The following is an 18,155-nucleotide window of genomic DNA, read 5'->3' on the forward strand; positions in this document are numbered from 1 at the left end:
GAAAGAAAGTGGTGGAGGGGGACGGATTCGAACCATCGAAGGCAATGCCGTCAGATTTACAGTCTGATCCCTTTGGCCGCTCGGGAACCCCTCCACTGAAGTAGGCGCAATATTAGTGAAGCTTTATCTTACTGTAAAGCACTTTTTATAAAAAAGTGGCCAACCGCTCAAAATGCAATCACAACAGCTAAATTTCATACAAAACTGTTCAGAATAACGGCTAGAATCAAATTCGTTATTCATCCTTGGCGCTCGTGTACGAGCTAACTTGCTTAAATAAAGAAGAGTAATAAGTGTCTGGTTGGGGCGTTCGATTATTTCTTAACGCAACCTAGCGCTAATTTACGCGCTGTGAATATACGCATTTTCGATAAGGGTTAGAATAGAGAATTTTGGGTGTTTAAATTCAAATTATGCATATGCAATTAATCGCTTAATGTGAATATCAATAAGTTAAATAAGTTGACTTAGCACCAGATAACATTTCGCTTTTTGGAATTTGGAATTTGGAATTTGGAATTTGGAATTTGGAATTTGGAATTTGGAATTTGGAATTTGGAATTTGGAATTTGGAATTTGGAATTTGGAATAAAAGATAAGTGGTGGAGGGGGACGGATTCGAACCATCGAAGGCAATGCCGTCAGATTTACAGTCTGATCCCTTTGGCCGCTCGGGAACCCCTCCACGAGAACGAGGCGAATATTAACAAACTAAAAAATTAAGTAAAGGTTAAAGCTAAAGTTTTTTTGAATTTTGTCGATAACAGCTTTGTTATTAATCAGATTGACTATTAAAGATGCAAATCGAACAAATCATCACACATGAAGCGCAACTTGGAGAGCAACTTTCTCACAGTGTTAAAGAGCAGCGCCATTCTGATTTTGCACTTTTACTTTCTTTATTAAGTAATGACGCGACGGAGTTTTCACAATTTCAGCTAATAAAAAGCGAAAAGTCACCGAGTGCTGATCCGCTTCTTTCATACGCAAAGGTCGCAGCAGGCCCGAAAAAGCCATTAGCAAGTGAACCGTTTAACGGCTTGCTTGGTGAATACAATCGTACATTGTTAGAAAACCAAGGGTTAATCGCGATTCAATTTAATGAATGTTTAAAGCCTGAACCTTTCACTTGTAAGAATGATAAAAACTACATTCCGCCCTTAGTTGTTGATAATTGCCCGCCTGCGGTACAAAAGAAGTTACACAGCGCTAAGCAAATTGGACTTAGGAATAACGAAATGGATGTCGACAATTTTTATCAAAGTATTGAAAAGAGCCAAGAGTACAGCTTTGCTTCTGTCGCTTAGTAAAGCTTGCCGTAACGGCTCATAGGGCTGTTTTATTAAACACTAACTGAATCAGTATTTTGTAATTTTAATCTTTGTTCAAATAGTGCTAGTTAATAGCTGCCTTGCTATTAAATATATATTTGACGGGTTTATGCCTTTTTTCAAAATGCGTTGCGCGAGTGGTCGTTGGTCAGGTAGTGGCTTAGCTTGTGCGCTAAATACTTTGGTTTTTGTTCGTAGTTTAACTTTGAAGAAAAGCCAAGAGGAAAAGTTAAGCGGAAAAAACTGCATAAAAACTTATCGCGAAACTCAATTATTATCATCCATGTGCATTATCTGAATGTATCTAAAAGAATGGGTATTTTGGTATTGGTGGATGGGGGTTGAGAAATAGGGGACGCTATCTAATTGGGCTACCCTATTAAAACTTTCAGTCAACGTCTTAATTTTGGTGATAGGCTACGACAATGTTGCTTAGACTGAGACTATGTACATTAAAAAATGATTACGACCTACTTAGCTACCATGACACTTTTTAAACTTTTTACCACTACCACACGGACAGGTATCGTTTCTGCCTAGCTTAGTTTCGTTATGAGGAGTAAGGGTGCCGTCTAAATAGCGCCACTGATCTTCTTCAATAATAAAGTTTGATACTTCTTCAAGCTGGCAGTAGTAGCCGTCGCAAATATACTCTGCTTTAAAATGCACTTTGGCTGAATCGCCTTGCTCATTAAAACTATTCACCGTAAGCTTTATAAAATCAGCAAGTTCGGCAAATAACTTTATTTCTCTAACACTGTTTTCGGCACGTTTAGCAAGTGCATAGGTGTTATGAATATATTCACTGTTATTTACACAGTATGCAGAATAGCGAGAGCGCATTAGCTGCTCTGCATTATCTGCTTTTTTTTCACCATTGATGATGGGTGCACAACATTGCTCAAATGCTTGTGCTGTTCCACAGTAACACATAAATAGATTTCGTTTTTCAAAACCAGTATTTTAACAGAGAGTAGGGTTTGCCGTCACACCTTTGCTAGCTGCAAAGTGGTAGAAATATCCATTAAACTCTGTTTGGTTTGCATAGAGTGAACTAAGCGTTACTTCATCAAGCATATTTGTCCACGATACCACTGCGCCAAAATTGCCATTTTTTAACGCCGAATTAACCACGTATTCAATATTAATAAGATGGCGTTGGCGAATAATAAGCAGTTTGCTGTGGTCGATAGATAAACTTTCTAACAGGGTTTTACTGGGTACTGCATCGGGTGCTAGCAGCAGTGTCCATTTATTTTCGCAGGTATGCTTTTGCAGTATTTCAATAAGTGCCAATGTTTCTTGAATGTCATCTTGCACATTAATAACTTTCAGCTTGTCTGTATCTTGTGTTGAAACCTGTACAGCGTGCTGTGATGAAAGGTGTTGAGCTTGTAACATAACGATACCTGTTTAAATATACAGTGGGATTATCTATACAGTAGTTTATACAGTATTTTGTTTCAAGCACTTTTTGTTATTTTTTACACAATTTTTTCAGATTGGATTATTGCGTCATTAATATTCTCATATAAATCAGCGGCTTGCTTTTTTGCATCGGTGATTTGTTTTGCTTGGAGTAGCGGCTGCAGCTTACCAATTGCTTCTACGGCTTCTATCGAGCCTTGGCTTTCAGCTAGGTATAACCAGGTATATGCGTGATACACGCTTTGTGGTAGTCCGGCGCCTTTTGCAAACATCATGCCTAAATAAAACTGCGCTTTTACATGACCTTGTAGGGCTGCGAAACGCATATATTTGGCAGCTCCAACATCATTTTTGGCTTTTGACATAGTGACTGAAGTTGCAAACAAACGCTCGGGATCTTGCTCTACAATAGTGTGTGCTTTTTGTGTCAGCTCTTTTTTGATTGCAAGTAATGTAGAGAGAATAAGATGTTCTACTTCCTCTATAGTTAACGAATCTACATCAACGGATTTATTTTCGTCGGGCATATGCTTCCTTATTGCTAATTAACCTAAGACAAGGTTAATAACTTTTTTACGGTGACTGTTAGAAACGTTCCGATTAAAATGTGTTTTAAAAAAGCATGCGTGGTGAACGTTTATCTTAATCTAAGCGTGATGAATTACCCTAAGTTTAGAAGCTTTTGTTTTTTTCACTTAATTTCATTTCGAAATGACTTAAAAATTTAATTTTTGCTGTGTCACTGGTATGATCATCGCCCCCTTAAGACACAGTAACGAAATCATGTTTGAGCAACTTTTTAAAATTAACCAACAGGGCAGTTCGGTTAAACGTGAAGTGATCGCTGGCATCACCACATTTGTCACTATGGTGTACATCGTATTTGTAAACCCTGCAATGTTAACCGAAGCAGGCATAGACCAAGGCGCAGCATTTGTAGCCACCTGTTTAGCCGCAGCAATTGGTTGTTTTATTATGGGATTTTGGGCCAATTACCCAATCGCACTGGCTCCGGGAATGGGGCTTAACGCATTTTTCACATATGGCGTAGTACTAGGTATGGGCTACAGCTGGCAAAGTGCACTTGCCGCGGTGTTTTTCTCTGGCATTATCTTTTTACTGTTAAGTTTATTTAAAGTGCGTGAGTGGATTATTAATGCCATTCCTCTTGTTTTAAAGCGCGCAATTGCCACCGGTATTGGTGCATTCTTAGCGTTAATCGCCCTTAAAAACTCCGGTATTATTGTGGCAAGCCCTGCAACCCTGGTGCAACTTGGTGATATAACCCAAGCGGGCCCGTTACTTGCTATTATTAGTTTCTTTTTTATCGCTGCGCTTCTATACCGAGATATTAAAAGTGGTGTGCTGTTTAGTATTTTAGGTGTGACCGCTATCGCGTTAGCACTTGGTTTAGTTGAATACAACGGCATTGTTTCAATGCCACCATCACTTACACCGACCTGGATGGAGCTAGACTTTGCCAGCGCACTAGAGCTATCAATGCTTAGTGTGATTTTTGCTTTCCTTTTTGTCGATTTATTTGATACATCAGGCACACTTGTTGCGGTGTCACAAAAAGCGGGTATTGCTGATGAAAAAGGCAATATTCCACGTATGGGGCGTGCTCTTAGTGCAGATAGCTGCGCAACGATCGCGGGTGCAACGTTAGGTACATCAACAACGACTTCTTATATTGAATCTGTTGCTGGGGTATCGGTTGGCGGCAAAACAGGTTTAACAGCTGTTGTTGTTGGTATCTGCTTTTTATTAATGCTGTTCTTTGCACCGCTTGCGGCCATGGTACCGGCTTACGCCACAGCTGGCGCAATTTTATATGTAGCGGTATTAATGTTACAAAACTTAAAACTGGTTGATTGGGATGATATGACAGAAGCCGTGCCTGTGGCCGTTGTATTATTAATGACACCGCTTACGTTTTCGATAGCGCACGGTATTGCTTTAGGTTTTATTGCTTACACAGCAGTAAAAGTAATGTGCAATCGCGCAGAAGAAGTGAGTATTAGTGTTTGGATACTATCAATATTATTTGTAGTTAAGTTTGCTCTACTATAAAAATAAACGGGGCGCTGTTCGCCCTTTTAACACAACGGATTATTTATGCGTAAGTACCTTTTCTTTATCTCTCAAAATTACAGTTATGCGATTTTACGCCCGTTACAACAAGAAATTTGGCGCCGTGGTGGCGAGGTTGCTTGGTTCTTGTGGGGTAATGAAGTTAATGCGAACTATTTAAAAGAAGATGAGCTGGTACTTAAATCTGTTGATGCGGTAAAAGCATTTAACCCCGATGCGGTATTTGTGCCTGGTAATACGGTACCGCGCTTTTTCCCAGGTGTTAAAGTGGCGGTGTTCCATGGTTTTAACGCGGGTAAGTTAAATCGACGCGGTAATAATGATCATTTCAATATTCGTCAATGCTTTGATTTATATTGCACCCAAGGACCAGATACAACCGAACCGTTCAAGCAGCTAGCCAAGCAACATGGCTATTTTAATGTGGTCGAAACAGGCTGGCCGACGCTTGATCCATTATTTACTGACACACTAACCGAGCCGACAGCCAATAAGAGTAAGAAAACGGTGTTAATGTGCTCGACGTTTTCTCGTAATTTAACGTGTGCACCGCATTTGTTCGAGCAAGTTAAAAAACTAAGCACAACGGGAAATTGGCAATGGCTCGTGCAATTTCATCCTAAAATGCCAAGACATATTGTTGAGCAATATAAATCCCTTGAAAGTGAACATTTACAGTTTGTTGAAACCGATAACGTATTACCGCTGCTTAAACAGGCAGATGTGATGTTGTGTGATACATCGTCAGTGATTCAAATGTTTTTAGTGCAAAATAAACCGGTCGTAACGTTTAATAATATTGATCCTAAACCGTATATGGTTAATTTCACTAAGCCTGATTTACTTGAAGAAAAGCTGTCATACGCATTGCAATCTCCACACGACCTTACTCATCAGATTGCCGAGTATATAAAGCAATTGCATCCGTATCGTGATGGGCAATCGAGCGGGCGAGTACTGGATGCGGTTGAGAAAGTATTACTTGGTGAACTTAATGTCGAAAAAACTAAGCCACTTAACTTTATTCGCAATTTTAAGCTAAGAAAAAAGCTCAAATACTGGAAATTCAATTAAAAAGCTTTGCCTGATGTTAAGTTTTTGTGAGATCATAAAAATGTCACATAAATCGTTTAGGCAGTTCAATGAAGGTTATTTTTGATATTCAACATCTGTATTATTTACCGCAGTATTTACCGGTAATTGATGCATTAAAGCAGCATAAAACAGATATTGAGTTAGTCGCTTACAAAACAGATGACAATGACTTAAACCGCATTGTTGAAAACGCTTTAAACGACACCCAGTTAACTTACAAAATTGTAGGCAATTGGCAAGATGCGTTAGCACATTATCTCGCACAAAAAGCCGATTGGATTGTATTTGGTAACGCAGTATCTGATTTAGAGCAACTCCATAGTGCAAGCAAAACGGTATTGATGCAACATGGCGTAGGCCCTAAAAGCTGTTACTACGATGTATCGAAAAACCCAACTACGGTTCGCTTTGTTGAAGGTGAAAAGCGCCGAGCTAATCTTCAAGCCATGTTTCCAAACGGCAATTTTGTAGATAGCGGTTATGCCAAGCTCGATCCTGCGATTAATCGCACATCACTTAAGCTCTCATTAAGCGCGCTTGGTTTAGATGAAAACAAGCCGACAATTCTCTACGCGCCAACATTTTATCCAAGTTCAATAGAGCTATTTTCTGCGAACTTTGCCAATGATTTTGCAGACTACAACATTATTTTAAAGCCGCACTTTTTCTCGCTAACTAAACCGCGTTACACTAAACAAAAAGCCATATTAGAATCGTGGGCGGCCAGTAATAATGTCTATTTAGCAGGAGTTGATGAGTATAACCTGCTGGAATTTATGGCTATTTCAGATGTCATGCTGTCCGATGCATCGTCTGCTATTTTTGAATTTGCAGCCTTGGATAAACCCGTTATCTGGTGTGATTTCTATAAATTACGTTGGGGCTATCGCGGTATATTATCGTTCCGTTTTAAAAAGCGCATAGATGAAAGTATTAAAGTGTTTCACGAACTTTGTGATAGGGCAGCGAGTTATCAGGCACTTAGTGAAGTAGTTGCAAATGCGGTTAAAAACCCGCAAATCAAACAGTCAATAAGAAAGCAAATATGTGATGAGTACGTGGGCAAGCTAGATGGTAAATCGGCAGTGCGTATTTGTGATTATTTAATCTCACATTAACACGAGTTAAAAGAATATATTATGAGTAAAATTGTTTACGTATCAGGCACTTTTGACCTGTTTCACCGCAATCATTTGAAAATGATTGAATATGGCAGAGGACTTGGCGAAACCTTAATTGTTGGGGTAAGCACCGACGAGCTTGTGTGTAGCTATAAAAACCCACCTGCCGTACCTTTTGAAGAGCGTATTGCGATTGTTGAAGCATTAAAACACCCTGATGTGGTTATTCCACAGCGCTCGTTAGAGCATACACAACGCATAAAAGATCTGAATATCGATATTTTTGTGGTAGGCGATGATTGGCGTGGTAAATATGATTACCTCCGCGATCTTGGTGTAAAAGTATTTTATTTCCCGTATGGTGCTGGTGTGAGTAGCTCTAACCTAAAAGAGCGTATTTACGATCAATACAGAAACTTAATTGATAAATCGGATAAACATGAAAACCCAGATATCGTCTAAAAAATCAATTTTAATTACTGGTGGTGGCGGTGATTGGGCTCAAAGTTTTGCCAACGAATTTAGCGATGCTTTTGATATTACCTTAGTGTCACGCCAACAATTAGATGTAACGCAAGATAGCGAAGTAGAGTCTTATTTTGAAGGTAAGGCGTTCGACGTTGTCATTAATAATGCGGGCTGCATTCACCCAAATCGATTACTTGAATCTGATTCAGCTGAGTGGATCCAAGATATTTCAGTGAATTTAATTGGCACCTATTTGGTAAGTAAATACGCGCTGAAAAATAATCAAAATACACTGATCATTAATATTTCATCGACTGCTGGCTTTAACGCTTATAAAGATTGGTCATCGTATTGCAGCTCAAAAGCAGGTGTAATTACGTTAAGTAAAAGTATGGCAAATGATGGCTTCGACGTGATCTGCATGGCACCCGGTGCAATTGAAACTAAGTTTAGGGATAAGTTTAATATTCCTAACAACAATATCATGACGTGTAGCGAGTTTAGCAAACATGTCGTTGATGTTCTGAACGGGCAATACCAAAGTGGTGATGTACTGTTTATTCGTAAAAACGAGTTTGTACTTAATCCATAATTCAAAAAAAAGGCTAACCCAGATGGGTTAGCCTTACGTTCACATGGGAAGAACAATACGTAATTCTTTCAATTAGTTAAAATGGTAATTCCATTTACCCTGCATTAGTAACTTTTACTCGTCCTCTTTTGCAAATATCACATAGCCAAAGCTACTTAATGTCTCGCTCTCATAGTGGTGTGATTTAATTTCTTTACCTTGTACTTCAACCGTTTGGTTTTGCTCGCCTAGGTTGAAATAACAGACTAATGTTTTGCCGTTATAGCTGCGCTCAAAGCCTAAGATATGTTCGTCGCTTTGGGTGAATTTAATGTCACCAAAAAGCAGTGCACCATGTTGCTTGCGCCAAGCTAAAAATTGTTGGCAATGCACTAGCGCAGACGTTTCGTCAGCTTGTTGAGCGTCAATCGCGACATCTTTATGCGCGTCAACCACCGGTAACCAAGGTTCAACAGTTGAGAAACCCCCGAATTCATTTTCGCGCTGCCAAGGTAATGGCGTACGACAGCCATCGCGGCCTTTAAAGTTTGGCCAGAAGGTAATGCCATAAGGATCTTGTAATTGCTCAAAGGTGATTTCAGCTTCACCTAAGCCTAATTCTTCACCTTGGTACAAACACACACTGCCACGCAAACTTGCAAGTAACGCATGTAGCATTTTCACTTGCTCATGATTAACAATACCGTTCTTACTCCAACGCGACGCAACGCGTTCTACATCGTGATTGCTAAATGCCCAACATGGCCAACCTTCAGTCATTTGCGACTCAAGGGTTTCAACTGTGTTTCGAATGTAACTTGGGCTGTAGTCTTTTGTTAATAGCTCAAAACTGTAACCCATGTGCAGTTTGTCGCCACCTGCTGTGTACTCATTCATGGTGGCAAGTGAATCTTCAGATGAAATTTCACCCAGGGTCACAGCGCCCGGGTATTTGTTCATTAGCGTACGAATAGCTTGCATAAACGCGAGATTTTCAGGCTGGGTGTTGTTGTAATAGTGATATTGAAATGCGTATGGATTATCTTCACTAAACCCACGGCCTTGCCTTAAATGCTTTGGCTTTGCAGGATTATCGCGCAGTTGCGCGTCGTGATAGCAAAAGTTAATGGCATCTAAACGGAAGCCATCTACACCGCGAGCTAACCAAAACTCAACGTTATCTAATACGGCATTGCGCACATCTTCATTGTGGAAGTTTAAATCGGGCTGTTGGGTTAAAAAGTTATGCAAATAGTATTGGCAGCGACGCGGTTCCCATTGCCAAGCACAACCGCCGAAAATTGATAACCAGTTATTTGGCGGTGAACCATCTTCATTAGCGTCTGCCCACACATACCAATCGGCTTTATCGTTAGTTTTGTTTTCACGACTCTCTAAAAACCAAGGGTGTTGATCTGAGGTATGACTTAATACTTGGTCAATCACAATTTTAATATCGCGCTGATGAGCCTGCGCGATTAGTTCGTCAAAATCAGCAAGTGAGCCAAATAATGGGTCGATATCGCGATAGTCGCTTATGTCGTAACCAAAATCTTTCATTGGCGACTTAAAAAACGGCGAAATCCATACAGCGTCAACACCAAGCGCTTTAATATAATCAAGTCGCTTAATTATTCCCTGTAAATCGCCAACACCATTATTTGTAGTGTCTTGAAAGCTGCGTGGGTAGATTTGGTAAATTACCGCGCCTTTCCACCAATTTAGTTGCGCTGTTAGTTTCGACATCGTTTTCTCATTACTATTTGATGCTAAATGCTTTTTTACGTTCTCGTTGCCATTTCACAGTATCTGTTTACTGCGAATAACGGTCAGCTTACGTCATATAACGGCTGTGAGTAAAAAGCCTACATACGTATGCAGTGAAAATAGTTGTAAGAAGAGAAGCTTTTCGATAGGCGCTTATTGGTCACACTAAATAACCAATTTTAGTATTTATTGTTAAGATACACTAAAATAAAGCTTTAAATTGGTAATACCAATTTATCATTGGTTTTGTATTGCACCTTTCAAGTGCAGGTTATAATCACTTTGTGCTGAATTTGCACTGAATTGGCCCGTATTTATGATGATTTTATGTCATTTTCTTTAAGTTAACGTTTTGTTTGATGCTACTTTTAAAAAACACTTATTAATCAATGTATAACAAATAATAAATGTAAAATATTTGTAACTAAAAGCGCCATTGCATAAATTTGAATACGTATGCAGTTTGTTGTGGTTGCTAAATTTATAGCGTTACTATCACTGTCGGCAACAAACGCGAACTCATTTGGTGCAACTGCTACAAATACTGTCAGTAAGCTATATTCGTTTAGTGATGTTATTTCGCACCATGATTTGCACTAGCAATAGTCAATCGGGAACAAAATTTATGTCTATTTTCAAACCAAGTATGCTGACGCTGGCAATGGTCGCAGCAGGTGTAGGCTCTGCAAATTTATATGCTGCAGAGAACCAAAACAACGATAAAGAACAAGAAAAAGAAGTTGAGGTTATTGAGGTTACAGGCTTTCGCGCAAGTTTAGTTAAAGCCATTAACACCAAGCGCTTTTCACCAGAAGTGGTTGAATCAGTATCAGCAGAAGACATCGGTAAATTACCTGATTCTTCAATCGCAGAATCAATTGCACGCTTACCGGGTCTAGCCGCTCAGCGCTTAGACGGTCGCGCCAGTCGCGTTACTATTCGTGGCTTTGGCGAAGACCATGTTGGTACAACATTTAATGGTCGTGAACAAGTATCGATTACCGATAACCGCGGTGCAGAATTAGATTTATACCCATCAGAAATCATGAGCGCGGTAACGGTTTATAAAACGCCGAGTGCCGATTTAGAAGCATCGGGCCTTGCTGGCGTTATTGATTTACAAACAATTAAGCCGCTATCAATGGATGAGCGCGTTATCAAAGTTAACGCCATGTATGAGCAAACAGGCTTTGAAAAATTAAATCCAGATGCTGACGATAATGGCTTTCGCGGTACACTGTCTTACATCGACCAATTTGCCGATAACACCCTAGGTGTGGCTGTTGCATTTAATACAATGTCATCACCAAACCAAGAAAAGCGTTGGAATTCTTGGGGCTACCCTGAATTCACGGGTGATGATGGCAATACCTATTCAATTTTAGGTGGAGCAAAACCGTTTGTACGCTCATCTACTTTAGAACGTGATTCTGTTATGGCGGTTATTGAATATGCGCCAAGTGAAAACCTACGTATGGTATTTGATAGCTTATATGTAGATTTTGTAGATGAAAAAATTCTCCGTGGTATCGAAGTGCCATTTGCTTGGGGTCAAGGTTCAATCAGTGCTGATAACGCAGTTGTAGACCCAGCAACAGGCTTTGTTACATCAGCAATTACTGAAGGGCAGCGCGTTGTAGTACGTAATGACTACGAAGATCGCAGCGCTGAACTCACATCATTTGGTTTTAATCTAGAGTACGATTTAAATGATTCTTGGTCACTTGAGTTCGATGCAAGTCACTCAAGTGTTGAGCGTGAAATCTGGAGTATGGAAAGTTATGCAGGCACAGGGCGTGGCGATGCTCGTGGTATTGCAGATAATCTAGGTTACGCATTCAACTCTGGAAATACAGGCGCAACCTTTAGCCATGAGCTGGATTATAGTGATTATAATTTAATTCAACTTGGCGGCCCACTTTCTTGGGGTTGGAGCTCTGCACTTAATGAAAAATACGGCGTTGTTGGTACTGAATATGAAAACCAATTGCAAGACGGCTTTTTAAATACACCAGAAGTCGACGATGAACTCAATGCACTTCGCCTAGCTGCTACCAAAGTACTTGAAAATGATTATGTAACGTCTGTTGAATTTGGTTTGTCTTATAGTGAACGTGAAAAAACCAAGCGTTCTGAAGGTTACTTCTTAACAGTATCAAGCTTCTCGTTAGATAACCCAGGTATGATGATGGTGCCAGAAGAGTACCGTTTAGGTACGGCTAACCTAGATTTCATTGGTATGGGCGACATGATTGCGTTTAACTCACGCGCAATGGTTGAAGATGGTTACTACGATTTACTGGCAGAAAGCCTAACCGACCCAAGCCACGCGACTAAATCGTGGACGGTTAAAGAGCAATTAACCAGTGCCTTTGTTAAAGCAAATATTGATACTGAAGTTGCTGGTATGCCGTTAACTGGTAATGCAGGTCTTCGCTATGTTAAAACTGAGCAAGAATCGCAAGGTAACGCTTTCAATACACAAGACGGCAAAGTTATTACATCGCCAACGCATATTGAACACGATTACGCACATCTATTACCAAGCTTAAACCTGTCATTGTCGATTGATGATGAACAGTCGGTACGTTTTGGCGCTGCTAAGACGATTTCACGTGCACGTATGGATGAAATGAATGCGTCGGTTAATGCTACTTACAATCAGCAGCCAGACGAAAATGGTAGCAACTGGGTAGTGAATGGCGGTAACCCGTCACTTGAACCATACCAAGCAATTAACTTTGACCTAAGCTATGAAAACTACTTTAGCCCAGAAGGTTATTTTGCTATCGCGCTTTATCATAAAGATTTAAAAGACTGGATCTTTGATGGTAGCTATTCAATCGATATGACAGGTGTTGCAGATCCATCAACAGGTCTAGTACCTGCTAACCCAGATGGTACAGGTAATGGTAAAGTAAACGGTGGCGACGGCACGGTTAAAGGTGCTGAGTTCTCAGTAACATTACCATTTAACTATTTTGCTGATGCACTGGATGGTTTTGGTTTAATTGCAAGTCATACTGTTAATAGCTCAGACATGGTTGACCAAGATGGCAATGATTATGAAATTCCAGGTTTATCTAAGAGCATTCAAAACCTAACTTTCTATTATGAAAACTACGGTTTCCAAGCGCGTGCTAGCATGCGTAAACGTGATGACTTTAAAGGTGACGTTTATGGCCGCGGTTTTGACTCTCAGCAAGTTGATATTCAAGGCGAGACGATTTGGGATGCACAAATTGGTTATGACTTTTCTGAAAGTGGCTTAAAGAGCCTAGAGGGCATGACGGTGACTTTCCAAGTACAAAACATTACTGAAGAACCGTTTATCTCGTTATCAGGTGATAACGCATTGCAAGTACGTGATTACCAAGACTATGGTCGCACTTTCTTGCTAGGTGTGAACTACCAGTTCTAATCTGAATGTTGCAACAAAGCCCTGAAAAGGGCTTTGTTTTTATCTGAGGTTACCATGACAAATCAAATCAACAATGTTGTCATTGTCGGCGGTGGTACTGCTGGCTGGCTTACTGCAAGCTTACTTGCAAAAGTACTTGGCAAGCAGATTTCTATTACGCTAGTTGAGTCAAAAGACATCGCTACAATTGGCGTTGGCGAAGCAACCATTCCTCCTATCATTCCTTTTAATGCCGCCATTGGCATTGATGAAAAAGCCTTTATCAAAGCAACCAACGCGACTATTAAGCTTGGCATTCAGTTTGAAAACTGGGGTCAACAAGGCGAGCATTATATGCATGCGTTTGGCAGTTTTGGTAAGGACTTTCCATTTTGCAATTTTTTGAATTATTGGCTTAAAGCCAAAGAGCAGGGCGATACTAGTAGCTTTTGGGATTACTCGATTAATTATCAAGCAGCAAAGCGCAACCGCTTTGATAAGCTCCAACATTTGCCAAATACCAAATTAGCGGGGACTAGCTACGCTTACCATTTTGACGCGAGTTTATACGCACAGTTTTTGCGAAATCACGCAGAGCAGCTTGGGGTAAAGCGCATTGAAGGCAAAGTAACCCATGTCGAAACTCACCATAATAACGGCTTTATTAAATCACTTACCCTCGAAAACCAAGAGGTTGTAACGGGTGAATTGTTTGTCGATTGTTCTGGTTTGCATGGCTTATTACTTGATAAAACCCTGAATGTTGGCTTTGAAGATTGGCGCCATTGGTTACCCTGCGATAGCGCTTTGGCTGTTCCGTGTGACCATGGTGAGAATGAAATTAAACCCTACACACGTTCCATTGCACATGATGCCGGTTGGCAATGGCAAATTCCGCTAACCAATCGCATTGGTAATGGTTTGGTTTACGCCAGCAATCATCTCTCAGATGATGAAGCAAAACAATTACTGCTAAGTAACTTGCCGGGTAGGGCGCTTGCAGAGCCAAAGCTTATTCGCTTTCGCACTGGCCGTCGCTTAAAACAATGGCATAAGAATGTTGTGGCGATAGGCCTTTCAAGTGGCTTTTTAGAGCCACTTGAATCAACCAGTATTCACCTAATTCAAACTGCGGCAACTCGCCTCGTAAAGCATTTTCCGTTATTGGGTATTAATGATGGAGTTGTAGCAGAGTTTAATCGTCAAAGTCAGGTTGAATTTGAACGCATTCGCGACTTTATTATTTTGCATTACAAATTAACCGAGCGCACCGACAGTGCTTTTTGGCGCCAGTGTAAAGATATGGACGTGCCAAACAGTTTACGCCACAAAATGCAGCTTTTTTCTGAAAATGCCCTGTTTTTTAGACTAGATGACGAGTTGTTTAGTGAAGTGGCGTGGCAGCAAGTGATGCTAGGGCAAGGCATTACGCCAGCGCAATATCATCCACTCGCGCATAACTTAAATGATGCACAAATTAAAGACTTACTTGAAAGCTTAAAAACCTTGGTTGCCCACACCAGTGACAAACTACCAACCCATAATGAATTTTTAAAACGATTTGGTAATTAAATGAAAAAAAAGATGTATGCCTTATTTGCGCTTATGTTGGCGTCAAATAGTGTCAGTGCCCAATCTAAACTTGTAACAGAACAAAACAAAGTGCAAAAGCCGGTTGTTTATCAGGTGTTTACTCGTTTGTTTGGCAACACAAATACAACCAATAAACCCTGGGGTAGCAAGGCCGAAAATGGTGTTGGAAAATTTGCTGATTTTACCCCGAAAGCGCTTAATGAAATAAAAGATCTGGGTGTGAGCCATATTTGGTATACCGGTGTACTTCATCATGCAATGGCCGAAGATTACACACAGTTTGGTATTAGTTTAGATGATCCCGATGTGATAAAAGGACGTGCAGGCTCTCCTTATGCCATTAAAGATTACTATTCAGTTAATCCAGACCTTGCAAATAATCCAGCCAAGCGTATTGAAGAGTTTGAAGCACTGATTAAACGAAGTCATGCTGCGGGTTTAAAAGTAGTTATTGATATCGTGCCAAATCATGTTGCGCGCCGCTATGAGTCTATTGCGAAACCTAAAGGTGTGATTGGCTTAGGTGAAAAGGACGATACCAGCGTTACTTATTCCAAGTTTAATGATTTTTACTATATTCCTGGAGCAGCGTTTTCACTGCCTAAATTCCCTGAAGATTATTTACCTTTAGGCGGTGATGCGCACCCATTAGTTGATGGAAAGTTTGATGAAAACCCAGCGAAATGGACAGGTAATGGCTCTCGCGAGGCGCAGCCAGATTTTAATGACTGGTATGAAACAGTAAAAGTAAACTACGGTGTTAAACCTGATGGCAGTTATGACTTTGCGATATTACCAAGCGAATACGCAACTAAAAGCTATCGCGATGTCGTCGCGTTTTGGCAAGATAAAGAGCTACCAAGCAGCTGGCACAAAATGCGTGATATTGCGTTTTATTGGTTAGACAAAGGGGTTGATGGTTTTCGCTATGATATGGCTGAAATGGTACCCGTAGAATTTTGGAGCTACTTAAATGCGCATATTAAAACTAAAAACCCAGAGGCAACATTAATTGCTGAAGTATACAATCCAACACTTTATCGTGATTATATCCACTTAGGTAAAATGGATTATCTCTACGACAAAGTCGGTTTTTACGATACGTTAAAGTGGATCATGCAAGGTAAGCAATCGGCAACGACTTTAATGCCCGTTCACCACGAAGTAAATGACATTGCGCCACATATGCTCAACTTTTTAGAAAACCATGATGAGCAGCGCATTGCGAGCCCTGATTTTGTTGGCGATATGGATAAAGGCAAACCCGCGATGGTGGTTTCGCACCTTATCAGCCAATCACCTAGCTTAATTTACTTTGGTCAAGAAGTAGGGGAACCAGGCGCAGAAAACGCCGGGTTTGGTAGCCCAACACGTACCAGCATTTTTGATTATGTTGGCGTGCCTCAACATCAAAAATGGGTGAATAATGGCAAATTTGATGGTGGCTTGTTATCAGACCAACAAAAAGCGCTACGCGAATTCTATAAAACATTATTAAATTTGGCCAAGCGCGATGCCATTAAACAAGGTTCGCTGATTGATATAACCAGTGAGCTAGGTGAGGCTAAAGATAAGGTGATTGGCTTTATACGTAAAAGTGAGCATAACACCTTGCTGATACTTGCTAATTTTGGCGATAAAGCGCAGTCAGTTACATTGCCATATTATGTGACGCCAGCAAACCTGTTGCGCTTTGCTGGCAATAACAAAATTCAAACTAATAATAAAACAACTAACTTCACACTAGTGCCCGAGGGCGCAGTAGTTGTGGTAGTGGAGTAATTTATGACAACACCCGTGCAAGACAAACCAACCCTGTCGTTTTGGCAAATATGGAATATGTGTTTTGGTTTTATGGGCATTCAATTTGGTTTTGCTCTGCAAAATGGCAATGTGAGCCGTATTTTCCAAACTTTAGGTGCAAATATCGATGAGATCCCTATTTTATGGATTGCGGCGCCGCTTACAGGTTTAATTGTGCAGCCGATTGTTGGTTATTTTAGTGACCGCACTTGGGGTAAATTAGGTCGTCGCAGACCTTTCTTTTTATACGGTGCACTAGCAACGACATTAGCGCTGTGTATTATGCCCAATTCCCCAAGTTTATGGATTGCGGCGGGTATGTTGTGGATTATGGATGCCGCTATCAACGTGACGATGGAACCGTTCCGTGCACTTGTAGGTGACAACCTGCCGAAAAAACAACGCGGTATGGGTTATGCCATGCAGAGCTTTTTCATTGGTGTTGGCGCCGTTGTTGCATCGGCACTGCCTTGGATGATGACTAATTGGTTTGGTATTAGCAATACAGCAGAAGCTGGTGTTATTCCCGAATCAGTAACCTTTTCATTCTATTTTGGTGCTGTGGTATTACTGGTTGCGGTACTTTGGACCATTGTCACCACCAAAGAATATAGCCCTGAAGAGCTGGCGAAGTATGAAGATCCACAAGTAACACTTGCATATTCAAACCAAGGGCTCTTACCGTTTGCTCGCATTGGTGTGGCATTACTTGGCTTAGGCTTGTTAGTTTTGGCGGCAGTGTATGTGCTATCGCTTGGCAAAGACATCGTATTCTTAGGCGGCGCGCTGAGTGTATTTGGTGGGCTCTTTTTACTTTCAAACAGCATGCAAACTCGTGGTAAAACGCAAAACGGTTTTTATACGGTGATGTCTGACATGATGAGCATGCCAAGCACCATGAAACAATTGGCCGTTGTACAGTTTTTTAGTTGGTTTGCCCTTTTTGCTATGTGGATTTACACTACACCTGCAGTAACCAGTTTTCACTTTGGCAGTAGCGATGTTGCATCAAAAGCGTATAACGACGGCGCTGACTGGGTAGGAGTTTTATTTGCAGCCTACAACGGCTTTTCAGTAATTGCCGCAATTGTTATTCCGTTAATGGTGAAAAAGCTTGGCTTAAAAGTGAGTCATATGATCAATTTATTGCTTGGCGCTGGCGGCATGTTGAGCTTTGCCTTTATTTCGAATAGCGATCATCTTATTTATGCCATGATAGCCATCGGCTTTGTTTGGGCGTCTGTTTTATCTCTACCATATGCCATGCTCAGTAACGCCTTGCCGAGCAATAAAATGGGTGTGTATATGGGCATTTTCAACTTCTTTATCGTTATTCCGCAAATGTTAGCAGCAACTATTTTAGGCGCATTAGTGCGCTTTGTATTCGATGGCGAAGCAATTTATGCACTTTCTCTCGGTGGCGTTTCATACTTGATTGCTGCCATTGCGGTAACCCGTGTGACCTATAACAAGTAAATGACAAC

Annotated in this window: 14 protein-coding genes and 2 tRNA genes; 10 read left to right on the forward strand and 6 right to left on the reverse strand. The window is 40.7% G+C overall.

Features of this window, described 5'->3' with window-relative positions; all coding sequences use genetic code 11:
- Positions 1–9: 9 nt before the first annotated feature.
- Positions 10–94: transfer RNA gene (locus tag ACXAFE_RS06165), tRNA-Tyr, on the reverse strand.
- A 506-nt stretch (positions 95–600) separates the two neighbouring features.
- A tRNA-Tyr gene (locus ACXAFE_RS06170) sits at positions 601–685 on the reverse strand.
- Between the two features lie 112 nt (positions 686–797).
- Between ACXAFE_RS06170 and ACXAFE_RS06175 the strand changes: the two genes are divergently transcribed.
- Positions 798–1,307 (forward strand): VC2046/SO_2500 family protein, encoded by a 510-nt coding sequence (locus ACXAFE_RS06175; protein ID WP_475150112.1) that lies wholly within the window; start codon positions 798–800, stop codon positions 1,305–1,307.
- Between the two features lie 498 nt (positions 1,308–1,805).
- Here ACXAFE_RS06175 and ACXAFE_RS06180 read toward each other — a convergent pair whose 3' ends face one another.
- From ACXAFE_RS06180 to ACXAFE_RS06190, 3 genes are all read right to left on the reverse strand, one after another.
- Complete coding sequence (locus ACXAFE_RS06180) at positions 1,806–2,264, reverse strand: YchJ family protein (RefSeq protein ID WP_475150114.1); 459 nt, start codon at positions 2,262–2,264, stop codon at positions 1,806–1,808.
- Positions 2,265–2,294: 30 nt separating this feature from the next.
- Positions 2,295–2,732, reverse strand: coding sequence for a SulA-like leucine-rich domain-containing protein (locus ACXAFE_RS06185; protein WP_010560277.1), 438 nt, complete (start codon positions 2,730–2,732; stop codon positions 2,295–2,297).
- A gap of 83 nt (positions 2,733–2,815) precedes the next feature.
- Positions 2,816–3,286 (reverse strand): tetratricopeptide repeat protein, encoded by a 471-nt coding sequence (locus ACXAFE_RS06190; protein WP_475150117.1) that lies wholly within the window; start codon positions 3,284–3,286, stop codon positions 2,816–2,818.
- 256 nt (positions 3,287–3,542) lie between these two features.
- On the opposite strand from ACXAFE_RS06190, the gene ACXAFE_RS06195 reads away from it, so the two are divergent.
- The 5 genes from ACXAFE_RS06195 to ACXAFE_RS06215 all read left to right on the forward strand — a co-directional run bounded on the left by ACXAFE_RS06195 (position 3,543) and on the right by ACXAFE_RS06215 (position 8,129).
- Positions 3,543–4,832: an NCS2 family permease gene (locus ACXAFE_RS06195; RefSeq protein WP_475150118.1), complete on the forward strand. Its 1,290-nt coding sequence runs from the start codon at positions 3,543–3,545 to the stop codon at positions 4,830–4,832.
- A 45-nt stretch (positions 4,833–4,877) separates the two neighbouring features.
- A complete protein-coding gene (locus ACXAFE_RS06200) occupies positions 4,878–5,927 on the forward strand; it encodes a CDP-glycerol glycerophosphotransferase family protein (RefSeq protein WP_475150120.1) in 1,050 nt (349 codons plus the stop codon).
- A gap of 68 nt (positions 5,928–5,995) precedes the next feature.
- Positions 5,996–7,066, forward strand: coding sequence for a CDP-glycerol glycerophosphotransferase family protein (locus tag ACXAFE_RS06205; protein WP_475150126.1), 1,071 nt, complete (start codon positions 5,996–5,998; stop codon positions 7,064–7,066).
- Between the two features lie 21 nt (positions 7,067–7,087).
- Positions 7,088–7,531, forward strand: coding sequence for an FAD synthase family protein (locus ACXAFE_RS06210; RefSeq protein WP_054980145.1), 444 nt, complete (start codon positions 7,088–7,090; stop codon positions 7,529–7,531).
- On the forward strand, positions 7,509–8,129 hold the full coding sequence (locus ACXAFE_RS06215) for an SDR family oxidoreductase (protein ID WP_475150128.1): 621 nt from the start codon (positions 7,509–7,511) through the stop codon (positions 8,127–8,129). The genes ACXAFE_RS06210 and ACXAFE_RS06215 overlap by 23 nt, the downstream gene beginning before the upstream one ends.
- A gap of 114 nt (positions 8,130–8,243) precedes the next feature.
- Here ACXAFE_RS06215 and ACXAFE_RS06220 read toward each other — a convergent pair whose 3' ends face one another.
- Positions 8,244–9,854, reverse strand: a complete 1,611-nt coding sequence (locus ACXAFE_RS06220; protein ID WP_475150133.1) for an alpha-glucosidase — start codon at positions 9,852–9,854, stop codon at positions 8,244–8,246.
- Positions 9,855–10,500: 646 nt separating this feature from the next.
- Here ACXAFE_RS06220 and ACXAFE_RS06225 point away from each other — a divergent pair.
- Genes ACXAFE_RS06225 through ACXAFE_RS06240 form a run of 4 tightly spaced genes read left to right on the forward strand, consistent with a single transcriptional unit; the run spans position 10,501 to position 18,147 of the window.
- Positions 10,501–13,296: a TonB-dependent receptor gene (locus tag ACXAFE_RS06225; RefSeq protein WP_475150136.1), complete on the forward strand. Its 2,796-nt coding sequence runs from the start codon at positions 10,501–10,503 to the stop codon at positions 13,294–13,296.
- 54 nt (positions 13,297–13,350) lie between these two features.
- Entirely contained in the window at positions 13,351–14,847 is a 1,497-nt protein-coding gene (locus tag ACXAFE_RS06230) for a tryptophan halogenase family protein (RefSeq protein ID WP_475150141.1), read from the forward strand.
- Entirely contained in the window at positions 14,848–16,650 is a 1,803-nt protein-coding gene (locus ACXAFE_RS06235) for an alpha-amylase family glycosyl hydrolase (protein WP_475150144.1), read from the forward strand.
- A 3-nt stretch (positions 16,651–16,653) separates the two neighbouring features.
- Positions 16,654–18,147, forward strand: a complete 1,494-nt coding sequence (locus ACXAFE_RS06240; RefSeq protein WP_475150148.1) for an MFS transporter — start codon at positions 16,654–16,656, stop codon at positions 18,145–18,147.
- Positions 18,148–18,155: the final 8 nt, after the last annotated feature.

Source organism: Pseudoalteromonas sp. ABV4_021 (assembly GCF_056159365.1).